The organism is Actinomadura sp. KC345 (assembly GCF_004348515.1).
Lineage (GTDB): Bacteria > Actinomycetota > Actinomycetes > Streptosporangiales > Streptosporangiaceae > Spirillospora.
This window is the reverse complement of sequence record NZ_SMKH01000212.1, coordinates 1-14,170: the sequence shown is the minus strand read 5'-3', so window position 1 is coordinate 14,170 and position 14,170 is coordinate 1. Positions and strand designations below refer to the sequence as shown.

The 14,170-nt window shown below is 70.4% G+C and carries 15 protein-coding genes; 8 read left to right on the top strand and 7 right to left on the bottom strand.

From position 1 onward, the window contains the following. From E1281_RS40550 to E1281_RS28075, 6 genes are all read left to right on the top strand, one after another. Nucleotides 1-368: hypothetical protein (locus tag E1281_RS40550; protein WP_165959145.1), on the top strand; the 368-nt coding region annotated here is incomplete at its 5' end. Nucleotides 369-713: 345 nt separating this feature from the next. After that, on the top strand, nt 714-1,538 hold the full coding sequence (locus E1281_RS28095) for a hypothetical protein (protein WP_131882729.1): 825 nt from the start codon (nt 714-716) through the stop codon (nt 1,536-1,538). Next, nucleotides 1,535-2,452: a bifunctional DNA primase/polymerase gene (locus E1281_RS28090; protein WP_131882728.1), complete on the top strand. Its 918-nt coding sequence runs from the start codon at nt 1,535-1,537 to the stop codon at nt 2,450-2,452. The genes E1281_RS28095 and E1281_RS28090 overlap by 4 nt, the downstream gene beginning before the upstream one ends. Further along, nucleotides 2,449-4,014 (top strand): hypothetical protein, encoded by a 1,566-nt coding sequence (locus E1281_RS28085; RefSeq protein WP_131882727.1) that lies wholly within the window; start codon nt 2,449-2,451, stop codon nt 4,012-4,014. Before E1281_RS28090 ends, E1281_RS28085 begins: the two co-directional genes overlap by 4 nt. A gap of 337 nt (nt 4,015-4,351) precedes the next feature. Further along, nucleotides 4,352-4,588 (top strand): helix-turn-helix domain-containing protein, encoded by a 237-nt coding sequence (locus E1281_RS28080; protein WP_131882726.1) that lies wholly within the window; start codon nt 4,352-4,354, stop codon nt 4,586-4,588. A gap of 45 nt (nt 4,589-4,633) precedes the next feature. Beyond that, nucleotides 4,634-5,899, top strand: a complete 1,266-nt coding sequence (locus tag E1281_RS28075) for a site-specific integrase (protein ID WP_131882725.1) — start codon at nt 4,634-4,636, stop codon at nt 5,897-5,899. Nucleotides 5,900-6,011: 112 nt separating this feature from the next. Here the strand turns inward: E1281_RS28075 and glnA are convergent, their stop codons facing one another. After that, entirely contained in the window at nt 6,012-7,436 is a 1,425-nt protein-coding gene (gene glnA / locus E1281_RS28070) for a type I glutamate--ammonia ligase (protein ID WP_131882724.1), read from the bottom strand. 154 nt (nt 7,437-7,590) lie between these two features. Here glnA and E1281_RS28065 point away from each other — a divergent pair, with 154 nt between their 5' ends. Further along, entirely contained in the window at nt 7,591-8,073 is a 483-nt protein-coding gene (locus E1281_RS28065) for an RDD family protein (RefSeq protein WP_131882723.1), read from the top strand. Between the two features lie 55 nt (nt 8,074-8,128). On the opposite strand, the gene E1281_RS28060 is transcribed toward E1281_RS28065, so the two are convergent. After that, nucleotides 8,129-8,824, bottom strand: coding sequence for a DUF4191 domain-containing protein (locus tag E1281_RS28060; protein WP_131882722.1), 696 nt, complete (start codon nt 8,822-8,824; stop codon nt 8,129-8,131). Between the two features lie 36 nt (nt 8,825-8,860). Continuing rightward, a complete protein-coding gene (gene lipA, locus E1281_RS28055; protein ID WP_131882721.1) occupies nt 8,861-9,790 on the bottom strand; it encodes a lipoyl synthase in 930 nt (309 codons plus the stop codon). Nucleotides 9,791-10,006: 216 nt separating this feature from the next. On the opposite strand from lipA, the gene E1281_RS28050 reads away from it, so the two are divergent. Further along, the gene (locus E1281_RS28050; protein WP_131882720.1) at nt 10,007-10,516 is read left to right on the top strand and encodes a YfbM family protein; all 510 of its coding nucleotides are present in this window, start codon (nt 10,007-10,009) and stop codon (nt 10,514-10,516) included. A gap of 13 nt (nt 10,517-10,529) precedes the next feature. Here E1281_RS28050 and lipB read toward each other — a convergent pair whose 3' ends face one another. From lipB to sucB, 4 genes are all read right to left on the bottom strand, one after another. Beyond that, nucleotides 10,530-11,240 carry a lipoyl(octanoyl) transferase LipB gene (gene lipB, locus E1281_RS28045; RefSeq protein ID WP_243717483.1) on the bottom strand — a complete coding sequence of 237 codons (711 nt, stop codon included), beginning with the start codon at nt 11,238-11,240 and terminating at the stop codon, nt 10,530-10,532. Nucleotides 11,241-11,258: 18 nt separating this feature from the next. Then, nucleotides 11,259-11,996 carry a peptidase E gene (locus E1281_RS28040; RefSeq protein WP_131882719.1) on the bottom strand — a complete coding sequence of 246 codons (738 nt, stop codon included), beginning with the start codon at nt 11,994-11,996 and terminating at the stop codon, nt 11,259-11,261. Between the two features lie 84 nt (nt 11,997-12,080). Further along, entirely contained in the window at nt 12,081-12,968 is an 888-nt protein-coding gene (locus E1281_RS28035) for a TIGR01777 family oxidoreductase (RefSeq protein WP_131882718.1), read from the bottom strand. A 132-nt stretch (nt 12,969-13,100) separates the two neighbouring features. Continuing rightward, a partial coding sequence (sucB, locus tag E1281_RS28030; protein ID WP_131882717.1) for a 2-oxoglutarate dehydrogenase, E2 component, dihydrolipoamide succinyltransferase occupies nt 13,101-14,170 on the bottom strand: 1,070 nt, incomplete at its 5' end.

The following is a 14,170-nucleotide window of genomic DNA, read 5'->3' as shown; positions in this document are numbered from 1 at the left end:
TGACCGCCCCCGACTGCCCCGCCTGCGACCGCCCCGACGACGTGCACTGGCGCGGCCCCGCGACCGGGCTTGACTACAACGGCGCCCCCGTCAACCTCTGGCAGTGCGGCGCCTGCTGCGCCGAGTGGGCCATCCCGGCCCACCACTGGCCGGTCACCGCGGGTCCTGACTGCCCGTACTGCCTGACCGAGGTGACGTGCTGGGCCGCACTCGCCCCCGATGCCCTCGGCGACCTGTGGACCTGCCAGCACGGCCACGAATTCGTCCTCACCCCGGACGGGACCGTCATCACGCCCGACAACGAGGACGACCTGTCGGACTGGGCCCCGACGTTCAAGCGCGACCGGCGCGACGGCGGCGCCGCATGACCCGCGCGCGTACCGGCCTGGACTGGAGTTCCGCGGCGCACTGGGGTGGCGGCCGGCGCCTGCCGTGCGTGCATTGCGGCAAGGGCGCCTTCTGCCGCGACGATGACGGCCGCCCCAGTCACAAGACGTGCGCTGAGGTCGTCATGCAGCGCGCCCAGGCACACGGCGCTTCGAACGCTGCTGAAACAACCACGGGCGTCCTGGACATGGGGAGCGATGCCGCATGAGCCGCCCATCAGACGGGCCGTCGAACCCGGCCGCGCCGGACGCGTCGCACCTGCAGACGCAACGCGTCGCGACCGACGGCGAACACGACACCTACCCGGCCTCTGGGAGTGATGCCGCATGACCGCGCTGGCTATCGAGGGTGCGCCGTTGTTCTACCTCGGGGCCCACCAACCGCATTGGCTGTGGAACGCCACGTTCCCGCTGTTCGTCTCGCACCGCCAGCTCGCGCGCCGGGCGCGGCTGCGCCCGGCGACGTGCCGCATGGCGGTGGACTCGGGCGGGTTCACCGAACTGTCGCTGAACGGCCGGTGGGTCACCACGCCCGGCCAGTACGCCGAAGCGGTCACCTGCTACACCGAGCAACTCGGCGCCCTGGACTTCGCCGCGCCGATGGACTGGATGTGTGAACCGTTCATGATCGAACGGACCGGCCTGAGCGTCCGTGAACACCAGGACCGCACCGTGGCCAACTATCTGGAGTTGCGGGCGCTGGCCCCTGCCGTGCCGTGGCTGCCGGTCGTTCAAGGCTGGACGTTGCCGGATTACCTGCGCTGTGTCGAGTTGTACACCTCCGCCGGGGTGGACCTGGCCGCCCTGCCGTGCGTCGGGCTGGGCTCGGTGTGCCGCCGCCAGTCCACTGGCGAGATCGGGCACATCGTGGCCACCCTCGCCGGACTCGGGCTCAAGCTGCACGGGTTCGGCGTCAAGACCGGCGGGTTGCACCGCTACGGGCACCTGTTGACCTCTGCTGACTCCATGGCCTGGAGTTACAACGCCCGTCGCCTGCCGCCACTGCCGGGCTGCCGCGGACACAAGAACTGTGCGAACTGCCTGGTCTACGCCACCGGGTGGCGTTCCCGCCTGCTGGCCAGCCTCGCGGCCCGCGGCCACCAAACCGACCTGTTCACCCTGCCGATACCGCCGGAGGGGAGCGCAGCATGACCAACCGCCAACCACCGTCCCCCGGCCTGCTGGCTCGCTACGCGCTGGCCGCCGCCGCCCGCGGCTGGCACGTCTTCCCGCTGGCCCCCGGCGACAAGGAGCCACCCCACGGGATGCGGTGGACGAAGGCCGCCACCGCTGACCCCGTGGCGATCCGCCGGATGTGGGCGCGGCGCCCCTACAACATCGGGATCGCCTGCGGACCGTCCCGGCTGCTGGTGATCGACCTGGACATGCCCAAGCCCGGCGAGCACCCGCCGCCCCGGTGGGCGGTTCCCGGCGTCAACGACGGGTCCGACGTGTTCGCGCTGGTGTGCGAACAGGCCGGGCAGCCGATGCCGCTGGAGACCTTCCAAGTCCGTACCCGGCGCGGCGGGTTCCACCTGTACTTCACCGCACCCGACGCCATCCGGCTCGGAAACACCTCCGACGACCGGGGGAACGGGCTGGGCTGGAAGGTCGACACCCGCGGCGACGGCGGATACGTCGTAGGTCCCGGCTCCTTCGTCGATCTCCCCGACGGCACCGGCGCCTATCAGCCGATCCACACCCCGGCCCCGGCGCCGCTGCCGGGCTGGCTGGCCGAACGGCTCCGCCCGGCTCCGCTGCCGCCGCAACACCCCGTCACGGTGAACCTGGCCACCGGAAACCGCGGAGCCTACCTGCACAAGGCGGTCACGGCGAGCCTGTCCGCGGTCGCCGACGCGCCCGAGGGCCGCCGCAACGCCACCCTGTACGGCGCCGCCGTCGCCCTCGGCCAGCTCGTGGCCGGTGGCGCTTTGGACCCCGATGACACCGAGCAACTGCTGACCGCTGCCGCCGTGCGCGCCGGGCTGGGCGAGATGCCCGCCCGACGGACCATCCGGTCCGGATTTCGCGCTGGTACCCAACGCCCCAGGAGCGTCCCCGCATGACCCGCAAGCCGCGCCTTCACATTGGATCCGGCCCCGAAAGCATCCGCGTCCTCAAAGCCGCGCTCGCAGGCAACAAGCTGCCCGACACCTACGTCTCCGCCGGATCTCTCGTGCAGATGGAAACCGTGTCCGGCGGGCAGACATCCCCGGCCGCCGACGAAGATTCACCGCTCCCGGTCACCGCCAGCCCGGCCACCCCGGCCACCCTCGCCGGACTGCTGGCCCACCACGCCTACGTCTACCGGCTCCGCTCCCGCAAGAACAGCGACGGCGACGACGAAACCTACGAGGAAGAGGTCACCCCGCCCCAATCGATCCTGGCCGCGGTCCTGGCCGGCAAGACCTGGCCCGGCCTGGCCCCGCTGCGCGGTGTGATCGGCGCCCCTGTGCTGCGCCGGGACGGCACGTTGCTACAACACCCTGGGTATGACCCCGCCACCGGCCTGTACCTGGCCTCCAAAGTCGCGCTGTCGACCGTCCCGGACCGGCCCACCGCCGAACAGGTGACCGAAGCCCGCGACTTCATCCTCAACCGGTTCCTACGCGACTTCCCATGGTCGTCCCCGGCCGACCGCGCGAACTACCTCGCCCTGCTGGTCACCCCGATCCTGCGGCACTTCACCCGCTCACTGACCCCGTTCGCGTTGATCGACGCGACCATGCCCGCCTCCGGCAAGTCCATCCTGACCGGCGGACCCGGCATGCTCTACGGCCAGCGCGTCATCCCCTGGGCCTACACCGAAGAGGAACTCCGCAAGTCCATCACGGCTGTGCTGGCCGAACAGGTCGGGGTTGTGGTGTGGGACAACCTTGCCGAAGGCACCGTGATCGACTCGGCAACCCTCGCGCTGCTTGTCACTGCCGGAGTCTGGTCCGACCGACAATTGGGCGCGTCCCGCAACATCGCCACCGTCAACGATCGGCTGTGGATGGCCACCGGCAACAACCTCCAAGTCGGCGGCGACATGGCGAGCAGAACCGTCCGCGTCCACCTGGACCCCAACATGCCCCGCCCCGAACAACGCGACCAATCCCGGTTCGGGATCCCGCACCTGGACCAATGGATCACCGACCCGCGCAACCAACTCACCGTGCTGTGGCACCTGCTGGTCATGGTCCTGGACTGGACGGGCAACGGAGCACCGCGCGCCGACACGGTATCGATGCGGCAGTTCACCCCGTGGGCGCAAGCCCTCGGCGGATTCCTGGCCCACCACGGCATAGGCGGATTCCTGGCCAACGCCGCCGACGTTCGCGGCATCGACGAAGACGAAACCCGCTGGCGCGCGTTCATGGCCTGCTGGCACAGCCTCCACGGCTCCGAACGCATGACCGCCGCCGAGTTGCGCCGCTCCGGCGAACCCGACCACATCGGGCCCGACGAACACGACCGGTGGGACGGCCAGTTCATCACCACTCACACCGGCCGCCTACCCAACCCGCTGTCCCTCGGCCGCCTGCTCACCGGGCAGGCAGGACGCTGGCGCGGCGACTACGTCATCCGCACCGGCAAGCATCATCTCGGCGACCGCAACGTCTTCTGGGTGGAACACCATGAGTAACCGCCGCCGAAAGACGCTGAAACATCTCCGAAGCTCCGAAAGCTCCGAGGATCAGCCGACTACCAGCACAAACACTCTCGGAGATAGCCGGAACCGCCGGTTCTCCATCTCCGAGGCTCCGAGCCACGTCCGGAGATACACCCCAACTTCGGAGATGGACCGAGCCCGGTCACCTCCATCTCCGAAGACATCCCTCCAGCTCACAGCCCCATCCTCGGAGCTTCGGAGCTTCGGAGATGTTTCAGCCCCCCACATCACAGCGAACCGGCGCCCAGCCACCACGCACACCGCCGGCCGCCACCAACCGATCTCGCACGCCGTCAAGGAGCCCCCTCCCATGGACGACACTGCCGAACCGCCGCCGGTCGCGACGCTGCGCAACGGGCTGCCGGACCGCTATCTCACCCCCGAAGACATCGCCTCCCTGCTCTCCGTGCCCCTGGAGACCGTCTACCAGTGGCGCAAGAAGCGCACCGGCCCACCCGGATTCCGCGTCGGCAAATACCTCCGCTACGACCCGGCCGCCGTGCGCGGCTGGATCGCCAAACGTAAGGCGGCCGACGACGCCACCTAAGCGAACGATCCTTCTCCCGCCCTTCAAGAAAGGAACCTGCGTCGCATGGCAGGTCATATCCAAGACCGCTGGTACAAGACCGTCACGGATGCCGAAGGGACATCGAAGCGCGTCAAGACGGATCGCTACGGTCTCGGGATGCGGTACCGGGCCCGGTATGTGGCACCCGACGGCAACGAGCGCAGCAAGTCGTTCCCGGACAAGCAGAAGCGTCTCGCCGAGGCGTGGCTCACCCAGCTTGCCGCCGATATGACGCGCGGGCAATACGTCGACCCATCGGCTGGGAAGGTGACCTTCCAGCAGTTCGCCACGAAGTGGCTGGCGTCGCAGACGACAGATGTCTCGACCATCACGGCCATGGAGTTGCGCTTTCGGCTCCACGTCTTCCCGCACATCGGATCACGCTCTCTGAACGCCTTCCAACCCAGCCATATTCGTGGGTGGGCGCGAGCGCTCAAGGACTCGGGGATTGCGCCGTCATACCAACGAGTCATCTTTGCGAACGTCTCCGCCGTGTTCGGCGCGGCGGTAGACGACGGCCGCATCCCCCGCAACCCTTGCCGCGCGCGGTCGGTGAAAGCGCCCAAGTTGGACCCCCGAAAACTCAAGCCATGGACGCGTGAGCGCGTGATCGCCGTCCGGGGCGGCCTCCCGGAGAAGTACCGCACGACCGCAGACGTGGCCGCCGGCTGCGGACTTCGGCAAGGCGAGATCTTCGGCCTGGCAGTCGACGAAATCGACTTCCTCGGAGGCATCGTCCACGTCGTCCGACAGGTCAAACTGGTCGGCTCCCACCTGCTCTTCGCCCCACCCAAGGGAGGCAAGCTTCGTGACGTGCCGCTGCCCGACACCGTGTCCTACGTACTCGCAGAGCACATCACCCGTCACCCGCCCATTGAAGTCACCCTTCCATGGAAGGCCCCGAACGGGCCGCCCGTCACGGCGACGCTGCTCTTCTACTCGCGCGAGCGGAAGGCACTGAACCGGAACTACTTCAACATGTACCTCTGGAAGCCCGCCCTCGTCTCCGCAGGAGTCATTCCGAAGCGACTGCCGGGAGAGAGGTTCAGCGAATCCCGCGAGCACGGCATGCACGCGTTGCGGCACTACTACGCATCGGTGCTGCTGGACGCGGGGGAGAACATCAAGGCACTCGCCGAGTACCTCGGGCACGCTGACCCTGGCTTCACGCTCCGCACGTACACGCACCTGATGCCGAACAGCCAGGACCGCGCCCGAAAGGCCATCGATGAAGCGTTCGGCACGGACGCGGAGGACGACGGCGACTCCGGCGAGGCGACGGCAGCCTGAGGGCCCCGACCACAGATAGGCCGTCGGCCGTGCCTTCCGGTCTCCGGACGGCGCGGCCGACGGCCCACAGACGGCCCAGGAGGGTAGAAACCTACCCCGACCTGCGGCGATCTTAAATGTCGTAGTACAGCTCGAACTCGTGGGGGTGGGGGCGGAGGCGGATCGGGTCGATCTCGAACTCGTTCTTCATCGAGATCCAGGTCTCGATGAGGTCCTGCGTGAAGACGCCGCCTTCGAGCAGGAAGTCGTGGTCGGCCTCCAGGGCCGCGAGGACCTCCGGCAGGGAGCCGGGGACGGTCGGGATGGCGCGGGCCTCCTCGGGCGGCAGCTCGTAGAGGTCCTTGTCGACCGGCTCGGCGGGCTCGATCTTGTTCTTGATGCCGTCGAGGCCGGCCATCAGCATCGCGGAGAAGGCCAGGTAGGGGTTGCAGGACGGGTCCGGGACGCGGAACTCGACGCGCTTGGCCTTCGGGTTGGAGCCGGTGATCGGGATGCGGATGCAGGCCGAGCGGTTGCGCTGGGAGTAGACCAGGTTGACCGGGGCCTCGTAGCCGGGGACGAGGCGGTGGTAGCTGTTCACCGTCGGATTGGTGAAGGCCAGCAGGGACGGGGCGTGCTTGAGCAGGCCGCCGATGTAGTACCGGGCGTTGTCGGACAGGCCCGCGTAGCCGACCTCGTCGTAGAACAGCGGCGCGCCGTCCTTCCACAGGGACTGGTGGCAGTGCATCCCGGAGCCGTTGTCGCCGAAGATCGGCTTCGGCATGAAGGTGACGGTCTTGCCCGCGGCGCGCGCGACGTTCTTGACGATGTACTTGTAGAGAAGGAGCTGGTCGGCCGTCTTCAGCAGGGTGTCGAAGCGGAAGTCGATCTCGGCCTGGCCCGCGGTGCCGACCTCGTGGTGCTGCATCTCGACGTGGATGCCGGACGCCAGGAGCTGCGCGACCATCTCCGACCGCAGGTCGGTGTAGTGGTCCATCGGCGGGACGGGGAAGTAGCCGCCCTTGTACGGGGGCTTGGCGCCGAGGTTGCCGCCGGGCTCCTCGCGCCCGGTGTTCCAGGCGCCCTCGACCGAGTCGAGGTAGTAGTAGCCGGCGTTCTGCTTCGTCTCGAACCGGACGTCGTCGAAGATGTAGAACTCGGCCTCGGGGCCGAAGTAGCAGGTGTCGGCGATGCCGGTGCCGCGCAGGTAGTCCTGCGCCTTCTTGGCCACGTTGCGGGGGTCGCGGCTGTAGGGTTCGCCGGTCAGCGGGTCGTGGACGAAGAAGTTCAGGTTCAGGGTCTTGTGCTGCCGGAACGGGTCGACGACGGCGGTGGACGGGTCCGGGAGCAGGAGCATGTCCGACTCGTGGATCTCCTGGAAACCGCGGACCGACGAGCCGTCGAACATCAGCCCCTCGGTGAAGACGCTTTCGCCGAAGCTCTCGACGGGGAACGTGAAGTGCTGCATCTTGCCCGGCAGGTCCACGAACCGGCAGTCGACGAATCGCACACCTTCGTTCCTGATGTAGCTCAGGACCTCTTCGGCGCTGCTGAACATCCGGCCTCCTTGGGGCGCTTCTCGGCTTCCGGCAGGCTATGGCGGCGCCGTTTCCCGGCCGTGTCTCATATGTTTCCGCTGTGTTACGCGTCACTCCCCGCCCGCGGCGGTAGCCGGGTCGGGGCCTGCGCGGGGACGGGATAGCTTAGAGGGCATGAGCAGTGGCAAGGCGAAGGCCGGCGGCCCGCGGTGGACGCAGACGTGGCTCGGCGGGGCGCGATCGGCCGGTGCCGATCTCGGTGAGCCGGGCGTGCGGCTCGGACTTCCGGAGAGCGGCGGCGGCGCCGTCGCGTCCTATGGCCGGCGGCTCGTCGGGCTGTTCATCGACTGGGGCCTGTCGATGCTGGTGGCGAGCCTGCTGGCGCGCTCGTTCGGCTGGGAGCCGTCGGAGCGCAGCATGTGGACGCTGGTCGTCTTCGCCGTCCAGGCGTGGGTGCTGACCGCGCTCATCGGCACGACGATCGGCAAGCGCCTGTGCGGCGTCCGCGTCGTGCGCCTGGACGGGCGGCCCGTGGGGCTCGTCTGGGGGCTGGCGCGGACGCTCCTGCTGGTGCTCGTCATCCCCGCGCTGGTCTGGGACCGGGACTATCGCGGGCTCCATGACCGCGCCGCGAACACGGTCGTCGTCAACATTTAGGCCGTGAACGGGGAAACGCCCCTGAGCGGGGCGTTTCCGCCATACCGGACGGCCGTCAGCGCGACTTGGGCTTGGGGCCCTTCGGCATCTTGACGCCCTTCGGGATCGGGCCCTTGGGCATCTGCATCGACCGGGGGAGTGCCTGCAGCCGGTCGTTCAGCTCGCTCACCTGGCCCTTGTTCAGGTTGCGGGGCAGCTTCATCAGGTGGCGCTGCAGCTTGTCCACCGGGATCTGGCCCTCGTCGTCCCCGACCTGGAGGTCGTAGATCGGCACCTGCTGCGCGGCGCGGGACAGGCGCTTCTTCTCGGCGCCGAGAAGCGGGCCGACGCGGTTCCGGGGCCCCTCCGACACCAGCACCACGCCGGGACGGCCCACGACCCGGTGCACCAGGTCCAGGTTGCGGTTGCCGCTGACCGCCTCGGTGACCGTCCACTTGCCGCGCATGTTCTTCAGGATCGCGGCGGCGGCGCCCGGCTGCCCGGCGATCACCTTGTACTGCGCGCGCTGCGCCAGCTGACCGAAGACGATCATGCCGACGGCGAACCCGGCCATGACGCCCAGCGGGATGAAGAACCACAGCTGGCCGATGATCCATCCGATGAGGATGGTGACGGCCAGGGCGCCGATCGCCGAGGCGAACACGATCGGCAGGGCCTTCGGGTCGGCCTGGCGGAGGACCTGGGCGACCATGCGGATCTGCTTGAGGCGGCCCGGACGCTCCTGGGCCCCGTCCGTGGGCTTCTTCGACATAAATCCAAGGATAGTAGTGTCGCGGCGTCCGCGCGTTCAGGGCTTCCGCGCCTCGATCGCCTGCTTGTACAGACGGCCCGCGCGGTAGCTGGAACGGACCAGCGGCCCCGACATCACGCCCGCGAAGCCGATCTCCTCGGCCTCGGCCGACAGCTCCACGAACTCCTCGGGCTTCACCCACCGCTCGACCGGGTGGTGGCGGGCGCTCGGCCGCAGGTACTGCGTGATCGTGATCAGCTCGCAGCCGGCCGCGTGCAGGTCGCGCAGGGCCTGCGACACCTCCTCGCGGGTCTCGCCCATGCCGAGGATCAGGTTGGACTTGGTGACCAGGCCGTCCTCCCGCGCCTTCGTGAGGACGGCGAGGGAGCGGTCGTAGCGGAACCCGGGCCGGATCCGCTTGAAGACCCGCGGCACGGTCTCCACGTTGTGCGCCAGGACCTCGGGGCGGGACGAGAAGACCTCGGCGAGCTGGCCGGGGTCGGCGTTGAAGTCGGGGATCAGCAGCTCGACGCCGCAGCCCGGGATCGCCTCGTGGATCTGCCGGACGGTCTCGGCGTACAGCCAGGCGCCGCCGTCGTCCAGGTCGTCGCGGGCGACACCGGTGACGGTGGCGTACTTCAGCCCCATCGTGGCCACCGACGCGGCGACGCGGCGCGGCTCGTCCCGGTCGAGCTCGGCGGGCCTTCCGGTGTCGATCTGGCAGAAGTCGCAGCGCCGGGTGCACTGGTCGCCGCCGATGAGGAACGTGGCCTCCCGGTCCTCCCAGCACTCGTAGATGTTGGGGCAGCCCGCCTCCTGGCACACGGTGTGCAGGCCCTCGGACTTCACCAGGCCGCTCAGCTCGCGGAACTGGGGACCCATCTTCACCCGGGTCTTGATCCATTCGGGCTTGCGCTCGATCGGGGTCTCGCTGTTGCGGGCCTCGATGCGCAGGAGCTTGCGTCCGTCAGGTGTCACCGTCGTCACGGGTCCCAGCGTACGTCGCGATCTACGGTTCCGGCACACCGGCCGCCGCCGGGGCCGCTTCGGCCGGGCGGGGCTCAAAGGCGTATCGGAGCGATCTCGAACGTATGACAGTACCCCGTTCACCTCGCGGATTCGCGTGTTTCGGCCATGGCCTGGGGCCGTTCTCTCTAGGGTGACTCCCTGTCGTCACGCAACAGCGTTAGCAGGAGGACCGCCGTGGGTCTGGCAATGTCGTACCTCAGGGTGCCGCCGGTGCTGGAGGGGGAGCCGGATCCCGGCCGGATCGCCCGCCACATCTTCGGCGCCGCCGACTGGCGCAAGCGCGGCGGGGCGGAACTGTTCGATCTCGGCTGGACCTGGCAGGCGGTGCACTACCTCGTCACCGGCGACCCGTGGGACGGGCGGCAGCCGGAGGCCGACGCCGTGTGCGGCGGGCGGCTGCTCACCGAGGACGGCGCCGACGAGCTGGGCATGGACGTGATCTACCTGGCTCCCGAGCGGGTCAAGCCCGCCGCCGACCATCTGGCCGCGACGCCGTTCGCGAAGGTCGCCGGGCGGTACGACCCGGAGGCGATGGGCAAGGCCGGCGTGCAGGACGCGGGCAGGCTGGACGGCGCCGCCCGCGACAAGGTCCTCAAGCCCGCCTACAAGGGCCTGGCGGAGTTCTTCGGGCACGCCGCCGCCGAGGGCCAGGCCGTCTACAAGGTGATGGCCCCGGAGGGCTGATCCGCGAGGGCCCTCAGGCCCCGAGCCGCGCGGTGGCTCCGAGTTGCGCGGTGGTGCGGTGGAGTGTGGCCACCGCGCCGAGCGCGGCGGCCAGGTGCCGTTCGGCCAGCGGGACGACCTCGGCGACAGGGACGTCCCGGCCGAGCTCGCGGCTGAGGCTGGTGGACTCGGCGTCCCGGATGCCGCAGGGGATGATCTTGTCGAACCAGCCCATGTCGTTGTCGCAGTTGAGCATGAACCCGTGCATCGTCACGCCCCGCGCCACCCGGATCCCGATGGAGCCGATCTTGCGGCTCGGGGCGCCGGGCACCCACAGGCCGCTGCGCCCCTCCACGGTGACGGTCTCCAGGCCGAGTTCGGCGCAGACGTCCATCATCATCCGCTCCAGCACCCGCACGTACCCGACGACGTCCTTCGGGTCGGGCAGCCGGATGATCGGGTAGCCGGTGAGCTGCCCCGGGCCGTGCCAGGTGATCTTGCCTCCGCGGTCCACGTCCACGACGGGGGCGCCGGGGTCGCCGAACGGCCGGTCGAGCGCCTCGGTCCGCTTGCCCGCCGTGTAGACCGGGCGGTGCTCCAGCAGCAGGACGGTGTCGGGGATCGCGTCGTCCACCCGCAGGGCGTGGGTCCGCTTCTGCAGCTCCCAGCCGTCCTCGTAGGGGACGGCCGCCGCGCCGAACCCCGCGTGCACCACTACCAGCTCGCGTACGTCCACATCGCTCACACGGGCCAGCCTATGCCCTCACAGCGAGGCCAGAAGGCGCGGCTCCAGCCGGTACTCCTTCGCCGTCCCCGGCCCGTCCGGCTCGACGCGGTAGGCGCCCGCCTCCCGCCGGTACGACACGGCCTGGACGAACTCGGTGCCCACGTAGTGCAGCGCCACCGACTCGTCGGCCGCGTACCCGCCCGGCAGGGTGCCCTCGCCGACGAGCTGCTGCAGCAGCGGACGGCGCTGCGGGTCGCTGTCGTAGTGGACCCCGCACGAGAACGGCAGGAGGCCGAGGCCGTCGGTCAGCGGGCGGAGCTGCGGCCCGAACGAGTCGGTGTTGCCGCCGACGTGCCAGCACAGCGCGCCCGCGCTCTGCCCGGACAGCACCACGCCCTCCTGCCACGCCTCCCGCAGGATCTCGTCGAGACCGTGCAGCCGCCACAGGGCCAGCAGGTTCGCGACGCTGCCGCCGCCCACGTACACGAGATCCTGGGTGAGCAGGTGCGCCCGGACGTCGGAGACGTTCGGCATGGGGAACAGCGCCAGATGGCTGACCTCGGCGTCCATCGAGGAGAACGCGGCGTAGAAGCGGGCGATGTGCTCGGCGCCGTCGCCGACGGCCGTCGTGACGACGCAGACCCTCGGCCGGTCCTGGCCGGTCAGGTCGAACGCGTAGCGCAGCAGCGGGCTCGGCGAGATCCCCTCCCGGCCGTCCGGCACGAACGACCCCCCGCCGATCGCCAGAATGTGCGGCTGTCCGTCGGTGCTCATTCACCCTCCTCCGAGCCGGGAACCCTCATCGTCACCGTATGACCACCGAACGGGACCGGCCGGGACTTTGACGATTCTTGGGACTCACAGGACGTCGGCGAGGGCGGCGTCGACGTGCTCGTGCGCGAAGCGGAACCCGGCCTCCTCCAGCCGGCGCGGCAGGACCCGCTGGCTGATCAGCGGCCCCTCGTCGGCCAACCCGCGCAGCACCGCCCGCAGCGCGAACTTCGGGACGGCCAGCCGCGTCGGCCGGTGCAGGGCGCGGCCGAGCGCCCTGGTGTAGGTCTCGTTGGTCACCGGGTTCGGCGCGGTCAGGTTGACCGGCCCGGCGATCTCGTGGTCGATGAGGAAGCGCAGCGCCGCGATCTGGTCGGCCAGGGAGATCCAGCTCGTCCACTGCCCGCCGTCGCCGAGCGTGCCGCCGAGCCCGGCCCTGAACAGCGGCAGCGTGCGGGCCACCATGCCGCCCTCGCGCGCCAGGACGACGCCCGTGCGCGGATGGACGACCCGGACGCCCGCCTCCCGCGCGGGCGTCGCGGCGGCCTCCCAGTCGCGGACGAGGCCCGCCAGGAAGCCGTGGCCTGCCGGCGCCTTCTCGTCGACCTCGTCCCCGCCGGTGTCGCCGTAGTAGCCGATCGCCGACCCGCAGACCAGCACGGGCGGCCGCCCTCCGGCCGCGGCGATCGCCTCCGCGATCGTCCGGGTGCCGTCCAGCCTGCTGTCCCTGATCTTGCGCTTGTACGCCTTCGTCCACGGCCGGTCGCCGATCCCGGCGCCCGCGAGGTGGACCACCGCGTCCGCGCCGACCAGCGCCGCCGCCTCGACGCACCCGTCCGCGGGCGACCAGCGCGCCTCGTCGGGCCGGGACGGCTCCCGGCGTATCAGCCGGACGACCGCGTGGCCGTCCTCCCGCAGCGACTGCACCAGCGCCGAGCCGATGAGGCCCGACGAGCCCGTGACGGTGACCCTCATGACCTCCACCCTAGGCGGACGCCGCCACCACCTGCTGAGATTCTCAGCCGGTCCCGGGTTTCCCCGGTACAGACCGCGGGACCCCGCCGGCCGGTGGCGCGACGGGGTCCCGGGACGTCCCGCGGAGGAGCGTCAGAGGCCGAGGTCGGCCTCGAAGTTGCCCTCCTCGAGGCGGTGCTTGATCGTGGCGAGGAAGCGGGCGGCGTCCGCGCCGTCGACCAGGCGGTGGTCGTAGGTCAGCGCCAGGTAGACCATCGAGCGCACCGCGATGACCTCGCCCAGGTCCGGGTCGTCGATGACGGCGGGCCGCTTGACGACCGAGCCGGTGCCGAGCATGCCGACCTGCGGCTGGTTGAGGATCGGGGTGTCGAACAGCGCGCCGCGGCTGCCGGTGTTGGTCAGCGTGAACGTGCCGCCGGCCAGCTCGTCCGGGCTCACGTTGCCCGCGCGGGTGCGCTCGGCGAGGTCGGCGATCCGCTGCGCGAGCCCGCCGAGGTTCAGGTGCCCCGCGTTGTGCACGACCGGGACCATCAGGCCGCGCTCGGGCACGTCCACCGCGATGCTGAGGTTCTCCACCTCGTGGTAGGTGACCTCGTTGGTCTCCCCGTTGATGACCGCGTTCAGCTTCGGGTGCGCCTTGAGCGCCTCGACGGTCGCCATCGCGAAGAACGGCAGGAACGACAGCTTCACGCCCTCGCGCGCCTGGAAGTCGGCCTTGGCCTGCTCCCGGAGCCGCGCGATCTTGGTGATGTCCACCTCGACGACGGTGGTGAGCTGCGCCGCCACCTGCAGCGACTCCACCATGCGGCGGGCGATCGTCTGCCGCATGCGCGACATCTTCTCGGTGCGGCCGCGCAGCGCGAGCTGCTCGGCCGGGGCGCCGGTGGGCGCCGGTGCCGCGGGCCGGCCGGCGGGCGCCTGCGGGGCGGCGGCGGGCGCCGGAGCGGCGGGCGCGGGCTGCTGCCGTGCGGCCTCCTGCGCGGTGCGGGCCGCCTCCAGGACGTCCTGCTTGCGGATGCGGCCGCCGACGCCGGTGCCCTTGACCGTGGACAGGTCGACGTTGTGCTCGGAGGCGAGCTTGCGGACCAGCGGCGTGACGTAGGGGCCCTCACCGGGCGGCGTCTCCCGCTGCGCGGCCGGCTGCTGCGCCGCGGGTGCGGGTTCGGGGGCGGCCGGCTGCCGGGGCTGCTGCTGGGCGGGCG

What these genes read in the sequence shown, in the direction of transcription:
- E1281_RS28095 (WP_131882729.1), top strand. Translation starts at nt 714, where the DNA reads ATGACCGCGCTGGCTATCGAGGGTGCGCCGTTGTTCTACCTCGGGGCC.
- E1281_RS28090 (WP_131882728.1), top strand. Translation starts at nt 1,535, where the DNA reads ATGACCAACCGCCAACCACCGTCCCCCGGCCTGCTGGCTCGCTACGCG.
- E1281_RS28085 (WP_131882727.1), top strand. Translation starts at nt 2,449, where the DNA reads ATGACCCGCAAGCCGCGCCTTCACATTGGATCCGGCCCCGAAAGCATC.
- E1281_RS28080 (WP_131882726.1), top strand. Translation starts at nt 4,352, where the DNA reads ATGGACGACACTGCCGAACCGCCGCCGGTCGCGACGCTGCGCAACGGG.
- E1281_RS28075 (WP_131882725.1), top strand. Translation starts at nt 4,634, where the DNA reads ATGGCAGGTCATATCCAAGACCGCTGGTACAAGACCGTCACGGATGCC.
- glnA (WP_131882724.1), bottom strand. Translation starts at nt 7,436, where the DNA reads ATGTTCAGCAGCGCCGAAGAGGTCCTGAGCTACATCAGGAACGAAGGT.
- E1281_RS28065 (WP_131882723.1), top strand. Translation starts at nt 7,591, where the DNA reads ATGAGCAGTGGCAAGGCGAAGGCCGGCGGCCCGCGGTGGACGCAGACG.
- E1281_RS28060 (WP_131882722.1), bottom strand. Translation starts at nt 8,824, where the DNA reads ATGTCGAAGAAGCCCACGGACGGGGCCCAGGAGCGTCCGGGCCGCCTC.
- E1281_RS28040 (WP_131882719.1), bottom strand. Translation starts at nt 11,996, where the DNA reads ATGAGCACCGACGGACAGCCGCACATTCTGGCGATCGGCGGGGGGTCG.
- E1281_RS28035 (WP_131882718.1), bottom strand. Translation starts at nt 12,968, where the DNA reads ATGAGGGTCACCGTCACGGGCTCGTCGGGCCTCATCGGCTCGGCGCTG.